Raw genomic sequence first — 15,249 nt, 5'->3', positions numbered from 1 at the left:
CACCACCCCCAACGGCACGACAAACCTAGAGCACGTCGACGCCGTCCAGCCGCAGCTGCACCGGGTCCGTCACCCGCTTGGCTGCCACGGCGGCGCGGGTGACCCGCAGGACGCGGACGACGGCGGCAGCATGGCCGTATGGGAAGAACATCAGGGTCCGCACGTCCTCGGCTGAGCGCCTGCCGGAGGGCGGTGCGGTGAGCAGCAGCGGCGAGGGGCCTGCCGTCCGAACCGTGATGCCCGCGCCCGCCAGGTCCGCTTCCACAGCACCCGCATAGTGTTCGACGGCGGCCCGCGGCCCTGTTACCGATGCGATGCGTACCGCCGGGGGAAGCTGGAGTTCCATGCGCAGGGACAGTTCACGGTGGGCATAGCCGGCCGGATCCCACCGCAGCAGCGCCCCGGTAGCGGCGGCGTCCGTGGCTGTGACCACCACCAGGCCCTTGTCCGGGGCGGGGCGGACCAGGGCGGCTGCGTTGAACCAGCGGCGCACCGTGTCTTCGCCCGCGCGGAGGGTTTCCCGGCGCAGCAGGGAATCGCCGTCCAGCAGGAGTGCGGCCGCGTACCCGCCGTCTGCGACAGGTTCGGCCCCCACCGTTGCCACCACCAGGGCTTTAGCGGCGCCCACTGTGGCTTTCACCTGGTCCCCTGAGGACGTGATGACGGTCGTACCGGGAAAGGCACGGCCAAGCTCTTCCGCGGTGCGCAGGACTCCGGTGGCCCCTTTTCGAAGCCGCCGGCCGCCGCAGTGGGAGCACTTCCAGTCAGGGGCGGGGGTGGAACACCAGCGGCACTGGGGCATAGCGGACGTGCCGGCCAGCGCGAGGGGCCCCTGGCAGTGTGCGCACCGGGCGGGTTCACGGCACGTTTCACACACGAGGGAGGGCGCATAGCCTGCCCTGGCCACCTGGACCAGGACGGGGCCACGCTCCAGCCCCTCCTTGGCCGCCTGCCACGCGGCATGCGGCAGGCGGGCGATGGTGGCCAGCGGGTCCCGCCCCTGCTCGAAGCTGTCGGCAGTGCTGACCACGCGGGGAACGGTCCTGCGGACGGTGGCGCGTTCGGCTTCTATGGGGACGGCCCAGCCGGCCTCCACCAGCCGCTGGACTTCGGTGCTGCGGGCGTGCCCGGCCAGGAGGCAGGACGTACCCTCCTGTTCGGCGCGCAGGAGCAGGACTTCCCGGGTGTGGGCGTACGGTGCGCGCTGCTCAATGTGCAGGTCGTCGCCGTCGTCCCAGCAGGCAACCAGGCCCAGGTCCTGCACCGGGGCGAAGGCTGCCGACCGCGTTCCGATGGCAATCCTGGCCTGGCCGGCCAGCAGTCGGAGGAAGTTCCGGTACCGCGGCGTAGGGCCGTCGTCGGCTGTGAGCCGGGCCACCACATCCCCCGGGACCAGGCGTTCGAGCGCTTCCTCCAGCCGGTCCAGGTCCCGGTAGTCGGGTACCACCAGCAGCGCGCCCCTGCCTGAGGCATAAGCGGCGGCAGCGGCCTGGGCAAGCAGGTCCGGCCAGCCCGCAGGTCCGTATCCCTGCAGCGGATTGACGACGGCGCGGGGCGACCCCCCAGCGGCAAGGTGCCGCAGGAACGCAGCACCGGTGCGGTAGGCGGCCCACGCTGAAAGGTCGGGGGCAGCGCGAAGGCCGGGGACGCCTTCCGTTTCCACGGCGTCCAGTGACGCAGGATATTCCTTCTCCAGCCGGGCCACCCGGGGCGGCACGGCAAGGCGGAGGACGTCGCTGACGGTTCCGGCGTACCGTGCGGCGACGGACACGGCAAGGTCCCTCACGGCGGGTGTGAGGACCGGGACCGGGGACACCACCTTTGCCAGGGGCACCAGGGTGTGGCCGGCGTCGGATTCCGCCACCCGCTCAAGGAGGAATCCGCTGAGGTCCTGGCCATTGAACTTGACCTTCACCCTGACGCCAGGCTGGGCGGCCTGGTCCAGAGCGTCCGGAACGGCATAGTCGAAAGGGCGGTCCAGGTGTGGCAGGGAGGACTCAACGAGGACCCTGGCCACAGGAAGCAGCGCGGCCAGGGTAACGCCGCCGGGCGTTTTGCGCGCCGGGAAGCCCTGCAGCAGGGACGGCTGGACGGAACTGTCAGCAACCATGGCGGCTACCTCCGTTCAGCTCCCGGTTGGACACGACCAGCCAAGCACCGGGCACTGACATTGGGCCTGCGGCATGAACCATCGGGCCTCCGGCGGGTCCGTGGCTAGGCGTTGAAGAACGCCTTCAAATCGTCGACGCGGTCGAGGCGTTCCCACGTGAAGTCGGGCTCGTCGCGGCCAAAGTGCCCGTGGGCAGCAGTCTTGGCGTAGATGGGCCGCTTCAGGTCGAGGGCGTCGATGATGGCCCGCGGACGGAGGTCGAAGATTTCCGCAATGGCTTCGCTGATCCGGGCCGGATCAACGGTCTCGGTGCCGAACGTCTCCACGTAGGTTCCCACGGGCCGGGCCTGGCCGATGGCGTAGGCGATCTGGATCTCGGCGCGCTTGGCCAGTCCCGCGGCCACCACGTTCTTGGCAACCCAGCGCATTGCATACGCGGCGGAGCGGTCCACCTTGGACGGATCCTTGCCGGAGAAGGCGCCGCCACCGTGCCGTGCCATGCCGCCGTAGGTGTCAACGATGATCTTGCGGCCGGTGAGGCCGGCGTCGCCCACAGGCCCGCCGATGACGAATTCACCGGCAGGATTCAGGATGTTGGCGGCGCGGGAAATGTCCAGGTTGGCGGCAGCCAGGACGGGTTCAATCACGACGGCGGCGAGGTCGGCGCGCAGCTGGTCAAGACTTGCACCCTCGGCGTGCTGGCTGGAAATGACCACGGTTTCAACGGATACCGGAACGTCCTTGTCGTAGCCCACGGTGACCTGGGTCTTGCCGTCCGGGCGGAGGTAGGCCAGCTGGCCCTTCTTGCGGACGTCGGTCAGGCGTTCGGAGAGCCGGTGGGCCAGCCAGATGGGCGTGGGCATATAGGAAGGGGTCTCGTCGCTGGCGTAGCCGAACATCAGGCCCTGGTCGCCGGCGCCCTGGAGGTCGTAGTCGTCCACCTGGCGGCCCTCGCGGGCTTCCAGTGAGTTGAAGACGCCGCCGGCGATGTCATTTGACTGCTGGCCGATGGACACCGACACGCCGCAGCGGGCGCCGTCAAAGCCGTTGGCTGAGGAATCGTAGCCGATACCCAGGATGGTCTCGCGGACAATTTGCGGGATTTCGACGTAGGCATCGGTGGTGACTTCGCCCGCCACGTGCACAAGACCGGTGGTGGCCATGGTCTCGACGGCTACGCGGGACTCGGGGTCTGCGGCCAGCAGCGCATCAAGGATGGCGTCGCTGATCTGGTCGCAGATCTTGTCCGGATGGCCTTCAGTGACCGACTCGGACGTAAAGAGCCGGAGCGCGGAGGGCGTGGCCCCATGGGACTGGGGAAGGTGCAGCGGTAAAGTCACTCAACTACCTTACTGGTTGGAGCACGCCGGCCCGGCGGGAGATGTCTTCCCGCGAAGCAAACGTGGTGCGGAACACTCAGGTCCGGGGCGAAACCCGGTTCAGTTCAAAGCTGATGCGGGTAATGATCGCTTCGGCAACCTCAGTCTTGGTTCCCGACGCTTCCTGTGGTTCGGAGCCGGAGCGGGACAGGATGACCACCGAGTTGGAGTCCTGCCCGAAGACCTTGTCCGTTCCCACGTGGTTGACCACCAGCAGGTCGCAGCCTTTGCGCTGGAGTTTTGCCTCCGCATACTCCAGGACGTCGCCCTGGCTGTCCCCGGTTTCCGCGGCGAAACCGACGATGAGTTGCCCGGAAGCCGAATCCCCGGCATTGCGCTGTTCCACGAGCTCCTGCAGGATGTCCGGGTTGCGGACCAGGGTGATGACGGGGTCTGCGGTGTCGTCCCGTTTTTTGATCTTGGTGTCCGAGACAGCGGCCGGGCGGAAGTCCGCCACGGCTGCGGACATAATGACGACGTCGGAGTCCGCAGCGGCGTCCAGCGCAGCTTCCCGGAGTTGCAGGGCGGTCTCCACGCGCACCACCTCCACCCCCGCCGGCGGCGGAACGTCCATGTGGGCGGCCAGCAACCGCACGGTGGCGCCGGCGTTCCGGGCAGCGACCGCCAGGGCCACGCCCTGCTTGCCGGAAGACCGGTTGCCCAGGAACCGTACGGGGTCCAGCGGTTCGCGGGTGCCGCCGGCGCTGATGGTCACGGTGCGGCCTGCAAGCGGCAACTGGTAATCGGACTGTCCCTGGACCAGCGCCATGGCTGCGTCGAAGATCACCTGCGGTTCCGGGAGCCTGCCCGGGCCTGAGTCTGCGCCCGTCAACCTGCCGGAGGCGGGCTCCAGGACAGCGGTGCCGCGGCCGCGGAGCGTTTCAACGTTGGCGCGGGTTGCGGCGTGCTGCCACATTTCGGTGTGCATAGCGGGGGCGAACAGCACGGGGCCGTGCGCCATCAGCAGCGTGTTGGTCAGCAGGTCCGCGGCCTGGCCGGTGGCAGCCTTCGCCAGGAGGTCAGCCGTGGCCGGTGCCACGACCACCAGGTCCGCCTCATGGCCAAGGCGGACGTGGTTGACCAGGTGCACGTCGTCGAAGACGCTGTTGCTGACCGGGTTTCCGGACAGCGCCTCCCAGGTGGCGGTGCCAATGAAGCGGGTGGACGCCTCCGTGGGGATCACCGTGACGTCATGGCCGGCTTCAGTAAAAAGCCGGAGGAGCGATGCCACCTTGTAGGCGGCGATCCCTCCCCCGACTCCGAGGACTATGCGCACGTGATCTCCGTCAACAGCAAGTCAGTTCAGCGGCAAGATTACTCTGCGGCTTCGATCGGCGTTGAAACCAGCTTGCCTTCGTTGATCTCGCGCAGTGCGATCGAGAGCGACTTTTCGTTCAGCTTGGTGTCAACGAGGGGTCCCACGTACTCGAAGAGGCCCTCGTGCAGCTGGGCGTAGTAGGCGTTGATCTGACGAGCGCGCTTGGCACCGAAGATCACCAGGCCGTACTTGGAGTCGGCTGCCTCAAGCAGCGAGTCGATCGGCGGGTTGATGATGCCTTCAAGGTTCGTGGACACGAATTCTCCAAATTCCTAGCGGGCTGACGGTTCCGGCAGGTGTGGATGCGGTGTCAGCCCCATGAGTGAAACAAGCTCGTCCGCTGCCCGGCGGACGTCGTCGTTGATGACGGTGTGGTCGAACTCCGGTTCAGCAGCAAGTTCCAGTTTAGCGGTTTCCAGGCGCCGCTGCTGTTCTTCGGGGGTTTCGGTGCCGCGGCCCACCAGCCGGCGCACCATCTCGTCCCAGGTGGGCGGGGCGAGGAAGACGAACTGGGCGTCCGGAACGGCCGCTTTGACCTGCCGCGCGCCCTGGAGGTCGATTTCCAGCAGGACCGAACGGCCCTCGGCGATGGCCGCGTTGACGGTGCTCTTCAGGGTGCCGTACGTGTTCTGGCCGTGGACCACGGCCCACTCCAGGAGTTCGCCATCGGCAATGAGCTGCTCAAACTCCTCCTTGGTCTTGAAGAAGTAGTGGACGCCATCCACCTCCCCCGGCCGGGGCGCGCGGGTGGTGGCTGAGACGGAAAGCCAAACCTCGGGGTAGTTGTCCCGGATATAGGTGGACACGGTGCCTTTGCCAACAGCCGTCGGACCTGCGAGGACTGTCAGTCCGGGTTTCTTGCTCACGTATTCCTTTTGCCACGGTTGGGGGAAGAGCAGGCGCCGCCTGCCTCAGTGCTCGTCTATAAAATCTACCAGCGCCCGGCGCTGGTGGACGCCCAGGCCCCGGACCCTGCGCGACGCGGCGATGCCCAGCTGCTGCATGATCGCGGCGGCCCGCACCTTCCCGATGCCGGGGAGGGCTTCGAGCAGTTCCGAAACCCGCATGCGGGCCAGCGCGTCGTCCTCCAGCGCGGAGCTGATGATGTCCGCCGCGGACCTGTCACCGTTCCGGAGGCTCTCCTTGGCAGCGGCACGGGTGGCCCTGGCTGCTGCCGCCTTGCCCAGGGCGTCCGCCCGTTCAGACGCAGATAGAGGTCGCAGGACCATCACGGACACCCCCGAAGTCGGCGGATTCATCCAAGGGCGGCCGCCCTTGGACCTGTCCTGAAACTACCCTCTGGTGCAGCCTGAATCAATGCATCCGGGCAATTGTGGGCCTATTCGCCCCGCAGTCCGTCCAGCGTCCGCAGGGCGGCCTCGCGCAGGCTTCGGGTTTCCGGTCCGGCCGACAGGATGTCGCGGCTGGAGGTTCCCAGGACAAGTTTGTAGGCAGCGCCGAAGGTGGCCCGAAGGTCAGCCGGCGTTGCCCCCTGGGCGCCGAGCCCCGGCGCCAGGATGGGGCCGCGGACGGCAGCCAGGTCCAGTTCCAGGTCTGCCAGGGCGCTGCCGACGGTGGCGCCCACCACCAGGCCCACAGACCCGAGGCTTCCGGGGTACCGCGAGTTCTCCGCTGCCGCGGACTCCGTGATCCTGCGGGCCACGGAATCCTTTCCGCCCACGTGCTGGACCGAGGCGCCCTCCGGGTTGGACGTCAGTGCCAGCACGAATACGCCGCGCCCGGTTTCCGCCGCGAGGTCCAGCGCGGGGCGCAATGACTCGAAGCCGAGGTAGGGGCTCAGCGTGACGGAGTCCGCCGCGAGCGGAGACTCGTCGCGCAGCCAGGCGTCCGCGTAGGCGGCCATCGTGGATCCGATGTCGCCGCGCTTGGCGTCGGCGATGCTGAGCACGGACTCGTCCCGGGCCGTGGCGAGGATTTCCTCCAGCACCGCCATGCCGGCAGAACCGTGGCGCTCGTAAAGTGCCACCTGCGGCTTGACCGCGGCAACGAGCGCAGCCACTGCCTCCAGGACGGTCAGCGAGAAGCGCCGCAGCCCGGCGGCGTCGTCGTCCAGCCCCCAGCTCTTCAGCAGCGCCGGGTGCGGATCAATGCCCACGCAGAGGGGACCACGGGCGGCCATGGCCGCGCCGAGCCGGGAGCCAAAGGACTCCCGGCCGGCGCTGGCTGCAAGGATACCGGGTACCTGCTCAGGCATGCTGCAGGGCCGCCTTCTGCGATTCCGCCAGAGCCGCGGCGTGCTCCTGCAGGCTGGTGACGGACCACTCGTACGTGCGCATGGCCTCAATGGCCTGGACGGCGGCGTTGAACTCAGCCACGGTGGTGATGCAGGGAATGCCGATTGACGTTGCCGCGGCACGGAGCTCGTAGCCGTCGCTGCGGGCTTCGCCGCCGGAGGGCGTGTTGAAGACCATGTCGATCTCGCCGGCAACGATGAGGTCGGCGATGGTGCCCTCGCCCTCGGCGCTGCTGCCCTCGGCAACCTTGCGCACCGGGGTGGCCTGGATGCCGTTGCGGCGCAGGACGTCGGCGGTGCCGCCGGTGGAGATGATCTCGAAGCCGAGGTCGGAGAGCCGCTTGACGCCCATGATCACGGAACGCTTGTCGCGGTTGGCCACGGAGACGAACACCTTGCCCTCGGTGGGCAGGGCGTTGTTGGCACCGGCCTGGCTCTTGGCGAAGGCGGTGTCGAAGTGCTTGTCGATGCCCATCACTTCGCCGGTGGAGCGCATTTCCGGGCCGAGCAGGGAGTCCACCACCTTGCCTTCGAGGGTGCGGAACCGGCTGAACGGCAGTACGGCTTCCTTGACGGCCACGGGGGCGTCCAGCGGAAGGGTTGAGCCGTCGCCGGTTTCCGGCAGCATCTTGTAGGCGCTGCGGAGCTGGTTGATGGTCACGCCGGTGCCGATGAGGGCTGCGGCCTTGGCCATCTGGACGCCCGTGGCCTTGGACACGAACGGCACGGTCCGCGAGGCTCGGGGGTTGGCTTCCAGGACGTAGAGCACGTCGGAGGCCAGCGCGAACTGGATGTTGATGAGGCCGCGCACGCCCACGCCTTCAGCGATGGCGCGGGTGGCCACGCGGACACGTTCGACGACGTTGCTCCCCAGGGTGATGGGCGGCAGGACGCATGCGGAGTCGCCGGAGTGGATGCCGGCTTCCTCGATGTGCTCCATGATGCCGCCCAGGTACATGTCGGTACCGTCGAAAAGGGCGTCGACGTCGATTTCGACGGCGTCCTCCAGGAACCGGTCGATCAGTACCGGGTGGTCCGGGGTGATTTCCGTGGCATTGGCGATGTAGCGGGAGAGGTTGGGCTCGTCGTAGACGATCTCCATGCCGCGGCCGCCCAGGACGTAGGACGGGCGGACCAGGACCGGATAGCCGATCTCGTCAGCAATCGTCTTGGCATCCTCGAAGGAGACGGCGGTGCCGTTCTTGGGCGACACCAGGCCGGCCTTGTCCAGCACGCGGGAGAAGGCGCCGCGGTGTTCCGCCAGGTCGATGGCTTCCGGGGAGGTGCCCAGGATGGGGACGCCGGCGTCGGCCAGCTGCTGGGCCAGCTTCAGCGGGGTCTGGCCGCCGAGCTGGACGAACACACCCATGACGCCGCCGGTGCGTTCCTCGGCCGCGATGACCTCCAGGACGTCCTCGAGCGTGAGCGGCTCGAAGTACAGGCGGGTGGAGACGTCGTAGTCGGTGGAGACGGTTTCCGGGTTGCAGTTGACCATGACGGTCTCGTAGCCGGCCTTGCGCAGCGCCATGGAGGCGTGGACGCAGGAGTAGTCGAACTCGATGCCCTGGCCGATGCGGTTGGGGCCCGAACCGAGGATCAGGATGGACGGCTTGGAGTGCAGCGCAACCTCGTCCTCCTCGTCGTAGGCCGAGTAGTGGTAGGGCGTGTACGCGGCGAACTCCGCGGCGCAGGTGTCCACGGTCTTGTAGACGGGGCGGATGCCCAGGGCCTGGCGCACGCCGCGGACCACTGCCTCGGGGTTGTGCGTGAGGGTGCCGATCTGCTCGTCGGAGAAGCCGTGGCGCTTGGCGCGCTGCAGCATCTCCTTGGTGAGGGCGCCGGCATGGCGGATCTCGTGCGAAATCTCGTTGAGCAGCTGGAGCTGGTCGAGGAACCAGGGGTCGATCTTGGTGGCTTCGAAGAGCTGTTCCACGGTGGCGCCGCCCAGCAGGGCGCGCTGGACCTGGTGCAGGCGTTCCGTGGTGGGGCGCTTGGCCTTCTCGATCAGCTCCTCGACCTCGTACTCCGGCACGGAGCTGAAGTCCAGCTGTGATCCCTTCTGCTCGAGGGAGCGGAGGGCCTTCTGCAGGGCTTCGGTGAAGTTCCGGCCCATGGCCATGGCCTCGCCCACGGACTTCATGGTGGTGGTGAGGGTGTTGTCCGCCGCCGGGAACTTCTCGAACGCGAACCGCGGAACCTTGACCACCACGTAGTCCAGGGTGGGTTCGAAGGACGCGGGGGTCTTCTGGGTGATGTCGTTGGGGATCTCATCCAGGGTGTAGCCGAGGGAGAGCTTGGTAGCGATCTTGGCGATGGCGAAGCCGGTTGCCTTGGACGCCAGCGCCGAGGAGCGGGAAACGCGGGGGTTCATTTCGATGACCACCACGCGGCCGGTGGCGGGGTCGATGGCGAACTGGATGTTGCAGCCGCCGGTGTCAACGCCCACCTCGCGGATGACGGCGATGGCAACGTCGCGCAGCTTCTGGTACTCGCGGTCAGTCAGGGTCAGCGCCGGGGCAACAGTGATGGAGTCGCCGGTGTGCACGCCCACGGGGTCGAAGTTCTCGATGGAGCAGACGACAACCACGTTGTCGTTCTTGTCCCGCATCATCTCGAGTTCATATTCCTTCCAGCCCAGGATGCTCTCTTCGAGCAACACCTCGCTGGTGGGGCTGTACTGCAGGCCCTGGCCGACGATGCGGCGCAGGTCATCCTCGTTGTAGGCCAGGCCGGAGCCCAGGCCGCCCATGGTGAACGACGGGCGGACCACCATGGGGTAGCCAAGGTCCACGGCCGCCGTGAGGGCCTCGTCCATGGTGTGGATGATGTGGCTGCGGGCGGACTCGGCGCCGCAGCGCTCAACAACGCCTTTGAACTTCTCGCGGTCCTCGCCGAGCTCGATCGCGGCGATGTTGGCGCCAATGAGTTCCACGTTGTACTTCTCCAGGACACCGTTCTTGTCCAGCGCGATGGCGGTGTTCAGTGCGGTCTGGCCACCCAGGGTGGGCAGCACGGCGTCGGGACGTTCCTTGGCGATGATTTTCTCCACCACCTCGGGGGTGATGGGTTCAACATAGGTGGCGTCGGCGAACTCGGGGTCGGTCATGATGGTGGCCGGGTTGGAGTTCACGAGGATGACGCGCAGGCCTTCCTCCTTGAGGACGCGCAGGGCCTGGGTGCCGGAGTAGTCGAATTCGGCGGCCTGGCCGATGACGATCGGGCCGGAACCAATGACGAGGACGCTCTTGAGGTCTGTACGTTTCGGCATTACTTCTTGTCCTCAGTCTTGTTGTCGTTTTTGTGTTCAGCGCCGGCGGGGTGGGCGGAGTCCACCGATTCCTTGGACAGGTTGGCGTTCCGGCCGTCCCGCGTGCCCTCCATGAGGTCGATGAACCGGTCGAAAAGGTAGGCGGCGTCGTGCGGACCGGCTGCCGCTTCGGGGTGGTACTGGACGGAGAAGGCCGGGATGTCCAGGCAGGCGAGGCCTTCCACGACGTCGTCGTTCAGGCTGATGTGGCTCACTTCCACCCGGCCGTAACGTGCCTCCGGAGCCTGGGTGGCGCCGTCGAGCGGTGCATCCACGGCGAAGCCGTGGTTCTGGGAGGTGATTTCCACCTTGCCGGTGCGGCGGTCCATGACGGGCTGGTTGATGCCGCGGTGGCCGTAGCGGAGCTTGTAGGTGCCAAAGCCGAGGGCACGGCCCAGGATCTGGTTGCCGAAGCAGATGCCGAAGTAGGGCAGCTTCTCATCCAGGACGGAGCGCAGGAGCTTGACCTGGGCGTCGGCGGTGGCGGGGTCGCCCGGGCCGTTGGACATGAAGAAGCCGTCCGGGTTGACGGCCTTGACGTCCTCGAGGGTGGCGGTGGCCGGGAGCACGTGGACGCGGACGCCGCGCTCGGCGAACCGGACCGGAGTCATGGCCTTGATGCCGAGGTCGATCGCCGCGATGCTGAAGCGGGGCTCGCCCTCCCAGCCGTGGTCCTTCGGTTCCACCACGTAGGCTTCGTCGACGCTGACTTCTTCCGCCAGGCGCGAACCCTCCATGGGGGCACTGGCCAGGACAGCGTCGAGCAGTTCCTTGTCCGTTCCCTGCGCCGCCTCACCGGAGAAGATACCGGCGCGCATGGTCTTATGCTCACGCAGGTGCCGGGTGATGGCACGGGTGTCCACACCCTGGATACCGACGATGCCCTGGGCCACGAGCTCCTCGTCCAGCGACCGCTCGGACCGCCAGTTGGAGGGGCGGCGCGCGGCGTCGCGGACAATGTAGCCGGCCACCCAGATGCGCCGGGACTCGGCGTCGTCATCGTTCACGCCGGTGTTGCCGATGTGCGGGGCCGTCTGCACCACCAGCTGGCGGGCGTACGACGGATCGGTGATGGTCTCCTGGTAGCCGGTCATGCCGGTGGCGAAGACGGCCTCGCCCAGGGCAGTGCCGGTGGCGCCGTAGCTGGTGCCGCGGAAAATGCGCCCGTCTTCGAGCACCAGCGCAGCTGGGGCCGATACTGGAGCGGAGGTGGTTGCTGTCAATGTATTCGCTTTCACTGTCTTACTTTCCACTGGTGGCACCAGCCGCTGGGGCTGACGAAATCAAATCCTGAAGGGCCTGGTACAGCACGTCCTTGTCCGCGGCGCGGCGGGTACGGAAGCCGGTGTCCAGGTCATGCGTGCCGTGCGTCCATCCGAGCACCAGGAGGCCGTCCTTTTCAACGAACTTCCCGGCCATGCCGCTGTCCTGCCGGACTTCCGTGAGGGATGCTGCGGGGATGTACAGGGCAGGGGCACCGGAGCGCCCATAGAGGACGCCGTGCGGGTACACCTCAAGGGTGGAGTTGGTGCGGATGCCCAGCCCGTGCACCGCGATCCGGTCAAGCCAGTCGCCGGCCGTCGTGGTGGCCACGTATTGACCCTCGGCGGTTGCGGTGGGCTCGCCCGGGGCGGCAGGCACCTGGGGCAGCTGGTCGACGTCGGACTGGCGCTTCAGGCGGTTGCGCCAGCCGACTGCGAGGAGGACAAACACGACGGCGACCACCGCCAGCATGGCAAGTCCGGGAAGGATCTTGTCCATCAGGCAGCGCCTGCGGGGGTTGCGGCGGAGTCCGGGTGGGGGGTGTTGAGGGCTCCGGCAAGGACGGTGGGGTGCCCCTTGAAGAAGGTGGCCACTACCTTGCCCGGGAGTTCCCTGCCTTTGAACGGCGAGTTGCGGCCCATGGTGGCCATCTGGAAGGGGTCCACGGTCCAGCGTGCGGCAGGATCCACCAGGATGAGGTTGGCGGGTTCCCCGGCTTCGAGGGGCCGGCCCTGGTCGCTCAACCGGCCAATCTTCGCGGCCGCGGTGGACGTGACGCGCGCGAAGTCCGCCCACGTCATCAGGCCGGTCTCGATCATGGCGTGCTGGACCACTGACAGGGCCGTTTCCAGCCCGGTCATGCCCATGGCGGCCTGCGCCCACTCACATTCCTTGTGCTCGCTGGGGTGCGGTGCGTGGTCGGTACCCACAACGTCGATCGTTCCGTCTGCCAGGCCTGCCCGCAATGCCTGGACGTCGGCGTCGGTGCGCAGGGGCGGGTTGACCTTGAAGACGGGGTCGTAGCTGCGCACCAGGTCGTCGGTCAGCAGCAGGTGGTGCGGGGTGACCTCGGCCGTGACGTCGATGCCGCGTTCCTTGGCCCAGCGGATGATCTCCACCGAGCCTGCCGTGGACACGTGGCACACGTGCAGGCGGGAACCGACGTGCTGGGCCAGCAGGACATCGCGGGCGATGATGCTTTCCTCGGCCACGGCGGGCCAGCCGGTGAGGCCCAGGACGGCGGAGACGTCGCCCTCGTTCATCTGTGCCCCGGCGGTGAGGCGCGGTTCCTGCGCATGCTGGGCCACCACGCCGTCGAACGCCTTGACGTATTCCAGCGCGCGGCGCATCAGCACGGGATCGTGGACGCAAATGCCGTCGTCGGAGAACATCCGTACCCGGGCGCGGGAGTCGGCCATGGCGCCCAGCTCCGCCAGCTGCTCCCCCGCGAGCCCGACGGTGACTGCCCCTACCGGGCGCACGTCAACCCACCCGGCCGCGCGGCCCAGCGTGTAAACCTGCTCCACGACCCCCGCGGTGTCGGCCACAGGGGTGCTGTTGGCCATGGCGTGGACCGCGGTGTATCCGCCCAGCGCTGCGGCACGTGTGCCGGTCTCCACCGTCTCGGCGTCCTCGCGGCCCGGTTCGCGGAGGTGGGTGTGGACGTCCACCATGCCGGGCAGGGCCACCAGGCCGGCGGCGTCGATAACGGTGGCACCGTCAGCGGACAGGCCATGGCCGATCTCGGCGATGATGCCGTCGCGGACCAGAAGGTCGGTGGGGTCACCGCCCAGGATGGCGGCGCCCTGGATGAGGTACGTTCCGGTGTTGCCTGCCATCAGTTGCTCTCCTTGGTGGACGGGGCGGCGGCGTAGGCCGGTGCCCGGGTTGCGGCTGGTTCCCGGGTATCCCCGGAGAGCAGCAGGTACAGTGCGGCCATCCGCACGGACACGCCGTTGCGGACCTGGGCCAGGACGGTGGAGCGGGGTGAGTCCGCGGCTGCTGAGCTGATTTCCAGGCCACGGTTCATGGGGCCCGGGTGCATGATGATGGTGTCCGTCATGCCCAGGTCGTCGAGGGCGCGGAGCCGGTTGTCGTCAAAGCCCCAGCGGCGCGAGTATTCGCGGGTGCTGGGGAAGAACGATGCGTTCATGCGTTCGCCCTGGACCCGAAGCATCATCATGGCGTCAACGCCGTTGGCCAGGGTTTGGTCCAGGTCGTAGCTGACGCTGCAGGGCCATTTGTCGACGCCGACCGGCAGCAGGGTGGGCGGGGCCACCAGGGTGACTTCCGCGCCAAGGGTCCGGAGCAGCCACACGTTGGAGCGTGCCACGCGGGAGTGCAGGACGTCGCCTGCGATGGCCACCCGCATGCCCTTGAGGTCCGTTCCCTCGGAACCGGTGCCGGAGAGACGGGCCCAGTGCCGGCGCATGGTGAAGGCATCGAGCAGGGCCTGGGTGGGGTGCTCATGGGTGCCGTCGCCCGCGTTGATGACGGCGGCATCGATCCAGTCGGTGGCAGCCAGCCGGTGAGGCGCGCCGGAGGCCCAGTGCCGGATGACGACGGCGTCTGCGCCCATGGCGGACAGCGTCTGGGCAGTGTCCTTGAGGGACTCTCCCTTGGAAACTGATGATCCCTTCGCCGCGAAGTTGATCACATCGGCGGACAGCCGCTTGGCCGCGGCCTCGAACGAGATGCGGGTGCGGGTGGAGTCCTCGAAGAAGAGGTTGACCACGGTGCGGCCGCGCAGCGCCGGGAGCTTCTTCACTTCCCGCTCCCCCACCGCCGACATTTCCTCGGCGGTATCCAGGATGCGGATGGCGTTGGAACGGCTGAGGTCTTCTGTGGACAGGAGGTGTTTCATGCGCCGCCTTCGATCACGACTTCGTTGACCGGTGTTCCGGCGTCGGACATGTCCGTTTCTTCCAGCCGGACCCGGACCTTTTCGGCCGAGGATGTGGGCAGGTTCTTGCCGACGTGGTCTGCGCGGATGGGAAGTTCGCGGTGGCCCCGGTCAATCAGGACAGCGAGCCGGACGATCCGGGGACGGCCCAGGTCAACGAGGGCGTCAAGGGCGGCCCGGATGGTCCGCCCCGAGTACAGGACGTCGTCGATCAGCACCACTACCTTGTTGTCGATGCCGGTCCGGGGCATCCTTGTGGGGTACGGCGGCCGCGTTCCCTGGTGCGAGAGGTCGTCACGAAACATGGTGACGTCAAGCTGGCCAACGATGGCAGCGGCATCAACAGTGTTGTCTGCGGCAGCAATTTTTTCAGCCAGCCGGACAGCCAGCGGGTAACCGCGGCGGGGAATGCCCAACAGGACCAGGTCCCGGGATCCCTTGTTGGCTTCGAGGATCTCGTGGGCGATACGAGTGAGGGCCCGGTCAATGTCCGCCTGGCTGAGGACAACCCTGGCTGGAACCGGTGCGCTGGTGACAGATGTCAACGCTCGTCTCCCCTTTCCCCGCCTCACAGGACGGAATTAAAAAAGGAATGTTTGCTCTTCAAAATTACCACACGGTTCCTGCCGGGCCCGTGCCCGGACAACGCGGTGCTGATCACATTCGTGAGGCCTGGACACCGCGATCCTTGGTGGCGCGGCAGCACCCGCTTAGGC

Annotated in this window: 13 protein-coding genes; all 13 read right to left on the bottom strand. The window is 67.6% G+C overall.

The features are described 5' to 3' along the window. Window positions 1–25: 25 nt before the first annotated feature. The 13 genes from ACTHQS_RS08485 to pyrR all read right to left on the bottom strand — a co-directional run bounded on the left by ACTHQS_RS08485 (window position 26) and on the right by pyrR (window position 15,078). On the bottom strand, window positions 26–2,110 hold the full coding sequence (locus ACTHQS_RS08485) for a primosomal protein N' (protein WP_440167770.1): 2,085 nt from the start codon (window positions 2,108–2,110) through the stop codon (window positions 26–28). Between the two features lie 104 nt (window positions 2,111–2,214). Then, window positions 2,215–3,450, bottom strand: a complete 1,236-nt coding sequence (gene metK, locus ACTHQS_RS08480) for a methionine adenosyltransferase (RefSeq protein WP_440167768.1) — start codon at window positions 3,448–3,450, stop codon at window positions 2,215–2,217. Window positions 3,451–3,526: 76 nt separating this feature from the next. Beyond that, on the bottom strand, window positions 3,527–4,765 hold the full coding sequence (gene coaBC / locus ACTHQS_RS08475; RefSeq protein ID WP_440167766.1) for a bifunctional phosphopantothenoylcysteine decarboxylase/phosphopantothenate--cysteine ligase CoaBC: 1,239 nt from the start codon (window positions 4,763–4,765) through the stop codon (window positions 3,527–3,529). Between the two features lie 38 nt (window positions 4,766–4,803). Next, window positions 4,804–5,064: a DNA-directed RNA polymerase subunit omega gene (gene rpoZ / locus ACTHQS_RS08470; RefSeq protein ID WP_003800778.1), complete on the bottom strand. Its 261-nt coding sequence runs from the start codon at window positions 5,062–5,064 to the stop codon at window positions 4,804–4,806. A gap of 15 nt (window positions 5,065–5,079) precedes the next feature. Then, window positions 5,080–5,673 (bottom strand): guanylate kinase, encoded by a 594-nt coding sequence (gene gmk, locus ACTHQS_RS08465; protein WP_440167764.1) that lies wholly within the window; start codon window positions 5,671–5,673, stop codon window positions 5,080–5,082. 45 nt (window positions 5,674–5,718) lie between these two features. After that, window positions 5,719–6,036: an integration host factor, actinobacterial type gene (mihF, locus tag ACTHQS_RS08460; protein WP_201302514.1), complete on the bottom strand. Its 318-nt coding sequence runs from the start codon at window positions 6,034–6,036 to the stop codon at window positions 5,719–5,721. Window positions 6,037–6,146: 110 nt separating this feature from the next. Continuing rightward, window positions 6,147–7,022 carry an orotidine-5'-phosphate decarboxylase gene (pyrF, locus tag ACTHQS_RS08455; protein ID WP_440167762.1) on the bottom strand — a complete coding sequence of 292 codons (876 nt, stop codon included), beginning with the start codon at window positions 7,020–7,022 and terminating at the stop codon, window positions 6,147–6,149. Next, window positions 7,015–10,329, bottom strand: coding sequence for a carbamoyl-phosphate synthase large subunit (gene carB / locus ACTHQS_RS08450; RefSeq protein WP_440167761.1), 3,315 nt, complete (start codon window positions 10,327–10,329; stop codon window positions 7,015–7,017). The genes pyrF and carB overlap by 8 nt, the downstream gene beginning before the upstream one ends. Continuing rightward, window positions 10,329–11,630 carry a glutamine-hydrolyzing carbamoyl-phosphate synthase small subunit gene (gene carA / locus ACTHQS_RS08445; RefSeq protein WP_440167759.1) on the bottom strand — a complete coding sequence of 434 codons (1,302 nt, stop codon included), beginning with the start codon at window positions 11,628–11,630 and terminating at the stop codon, window positions 10,329–10,331. Before carA ends, carB begins: the two co-directional genes overlap by 1 nt. After that, on the bottom strand, window positions 11,611–12,129 hold the full coding sequence (locus tag ACTHQS_RS08440; RefSeq protein ID WP_440167757.1) for a PH-like domain-containing protein: 519 nt from the start codon (window positions 12,127–12,129) through the stop codon (window positions 11,611–11,613). Before ACTHQS_RS08440 ends, carA begins: the two co-directional genes overlap by 20 nt. Then, entirely contained in the window at window positions 12,129–13,469 is a 1,341-nt protein-coding gene (locus ACTHQS_RS08435; RefSeq protein ID WP_440167755.1) for a dihydroorotase, read from the bottom strand. The genes ACTHQS_RS08440 and ACTHQS_RS08435 overlap by 1 nt, the downstream gene beginning before the upstream one ends. Further along, a complete protein-coding gene (locus tag ACTHQS_RS08430) occupies window positions 13,469–14,494 on the bottom strand; it encodes an aspartate carbamoyltransferase catalytic subunit (RefSeq protein ID WP_440167754.1) in 1,026 nt (341 codons plus the stop codon). Before ACTHQS_RS08430 ends, ACTHQS_RS08435 begins: the two co-directional genes overlap by 1 nt. Then, complete coding sequence (gene pyrR, locus ACTHQS_RS08425) at window positions 14,491–15,078, bottom strand: bifunctional pyr operon transcriptional regulator/uracil phosphoribosyltransferase PyrR (protein WP_440167752.1); 588 nt, start codon at window positions 15,076–15,078, stop codon at window positions 14,491–14,493. The genes ACTHQS_RS08430 and pyrR overlap by 4 nt, the downstream gene beginning before the upstream one ends. Window positions 15,079–15,249 lie beyond the last annotated feature (171 nt).

Source organism: Arthrobacter sp. SAFR-044 (assembly GCF_051965175.1).
Lineage (GTDB): Bacteria > Actinomycetota > Actinomycetes > Actinomycetales > Micrococcaceae > Arthrobacter.
The sequence above is the reverse complement of the archived record's forward strand: the minus strand, read 5'-3'. Positions and strand labels throughout refer to the sequence as shown.

Coding starts and splice junctions, on each gene's coding strand:
- carB (WP_440167761.1), bottom strand. CDS start 10,329: ATGCCGAAACGTACAGACCTCAAGAGCGTCCTCGTCATTGGTTCCGGC.
- pyrF (WP_440167762.1), bottom strand. CDS start 7,022: ATGCCTGAGCAGGTACCCGGTATCCTTGCAGCCAGCGCCGGCCGGGAG.
- ACTHQS_RS08485 (WP_440167770.1), bottom strand. CDS start 2,110: ATGGTTGCTGACAGTTCCGTCCAGCCGTCCCTGCTGCAGGGCTTCCCG.
- mihF (WP_201302514.1), bottom strand. CDS start 6,036: ATGGTCCTGCGACCTCTATCTGCGTCTGAACGGGCGGACGCCCTGGGC.
- ACTHQS_RS08440 (WP_440167757.1), bottom strand. CDS start 12,129: ATGGACAAGATCCTTCCCGGACTTGCCATGCTGGCGGTGGTCGCCGTC.
- ACTHQS_RS08430 (WP_440167754.1), bottom strand. CDS start 14,494: ATGAAACACCTCCTGTCCACAGAAGACCTCAGCCGTTCCAACGCCATC.
- ACTHQS_RS08435 (WP_440167755.1), bottom strand. CDS start 13,469: ATGGCAGGCAACACCGGAACGTACCTCATCCAGGGCGCCGCCATCCTG.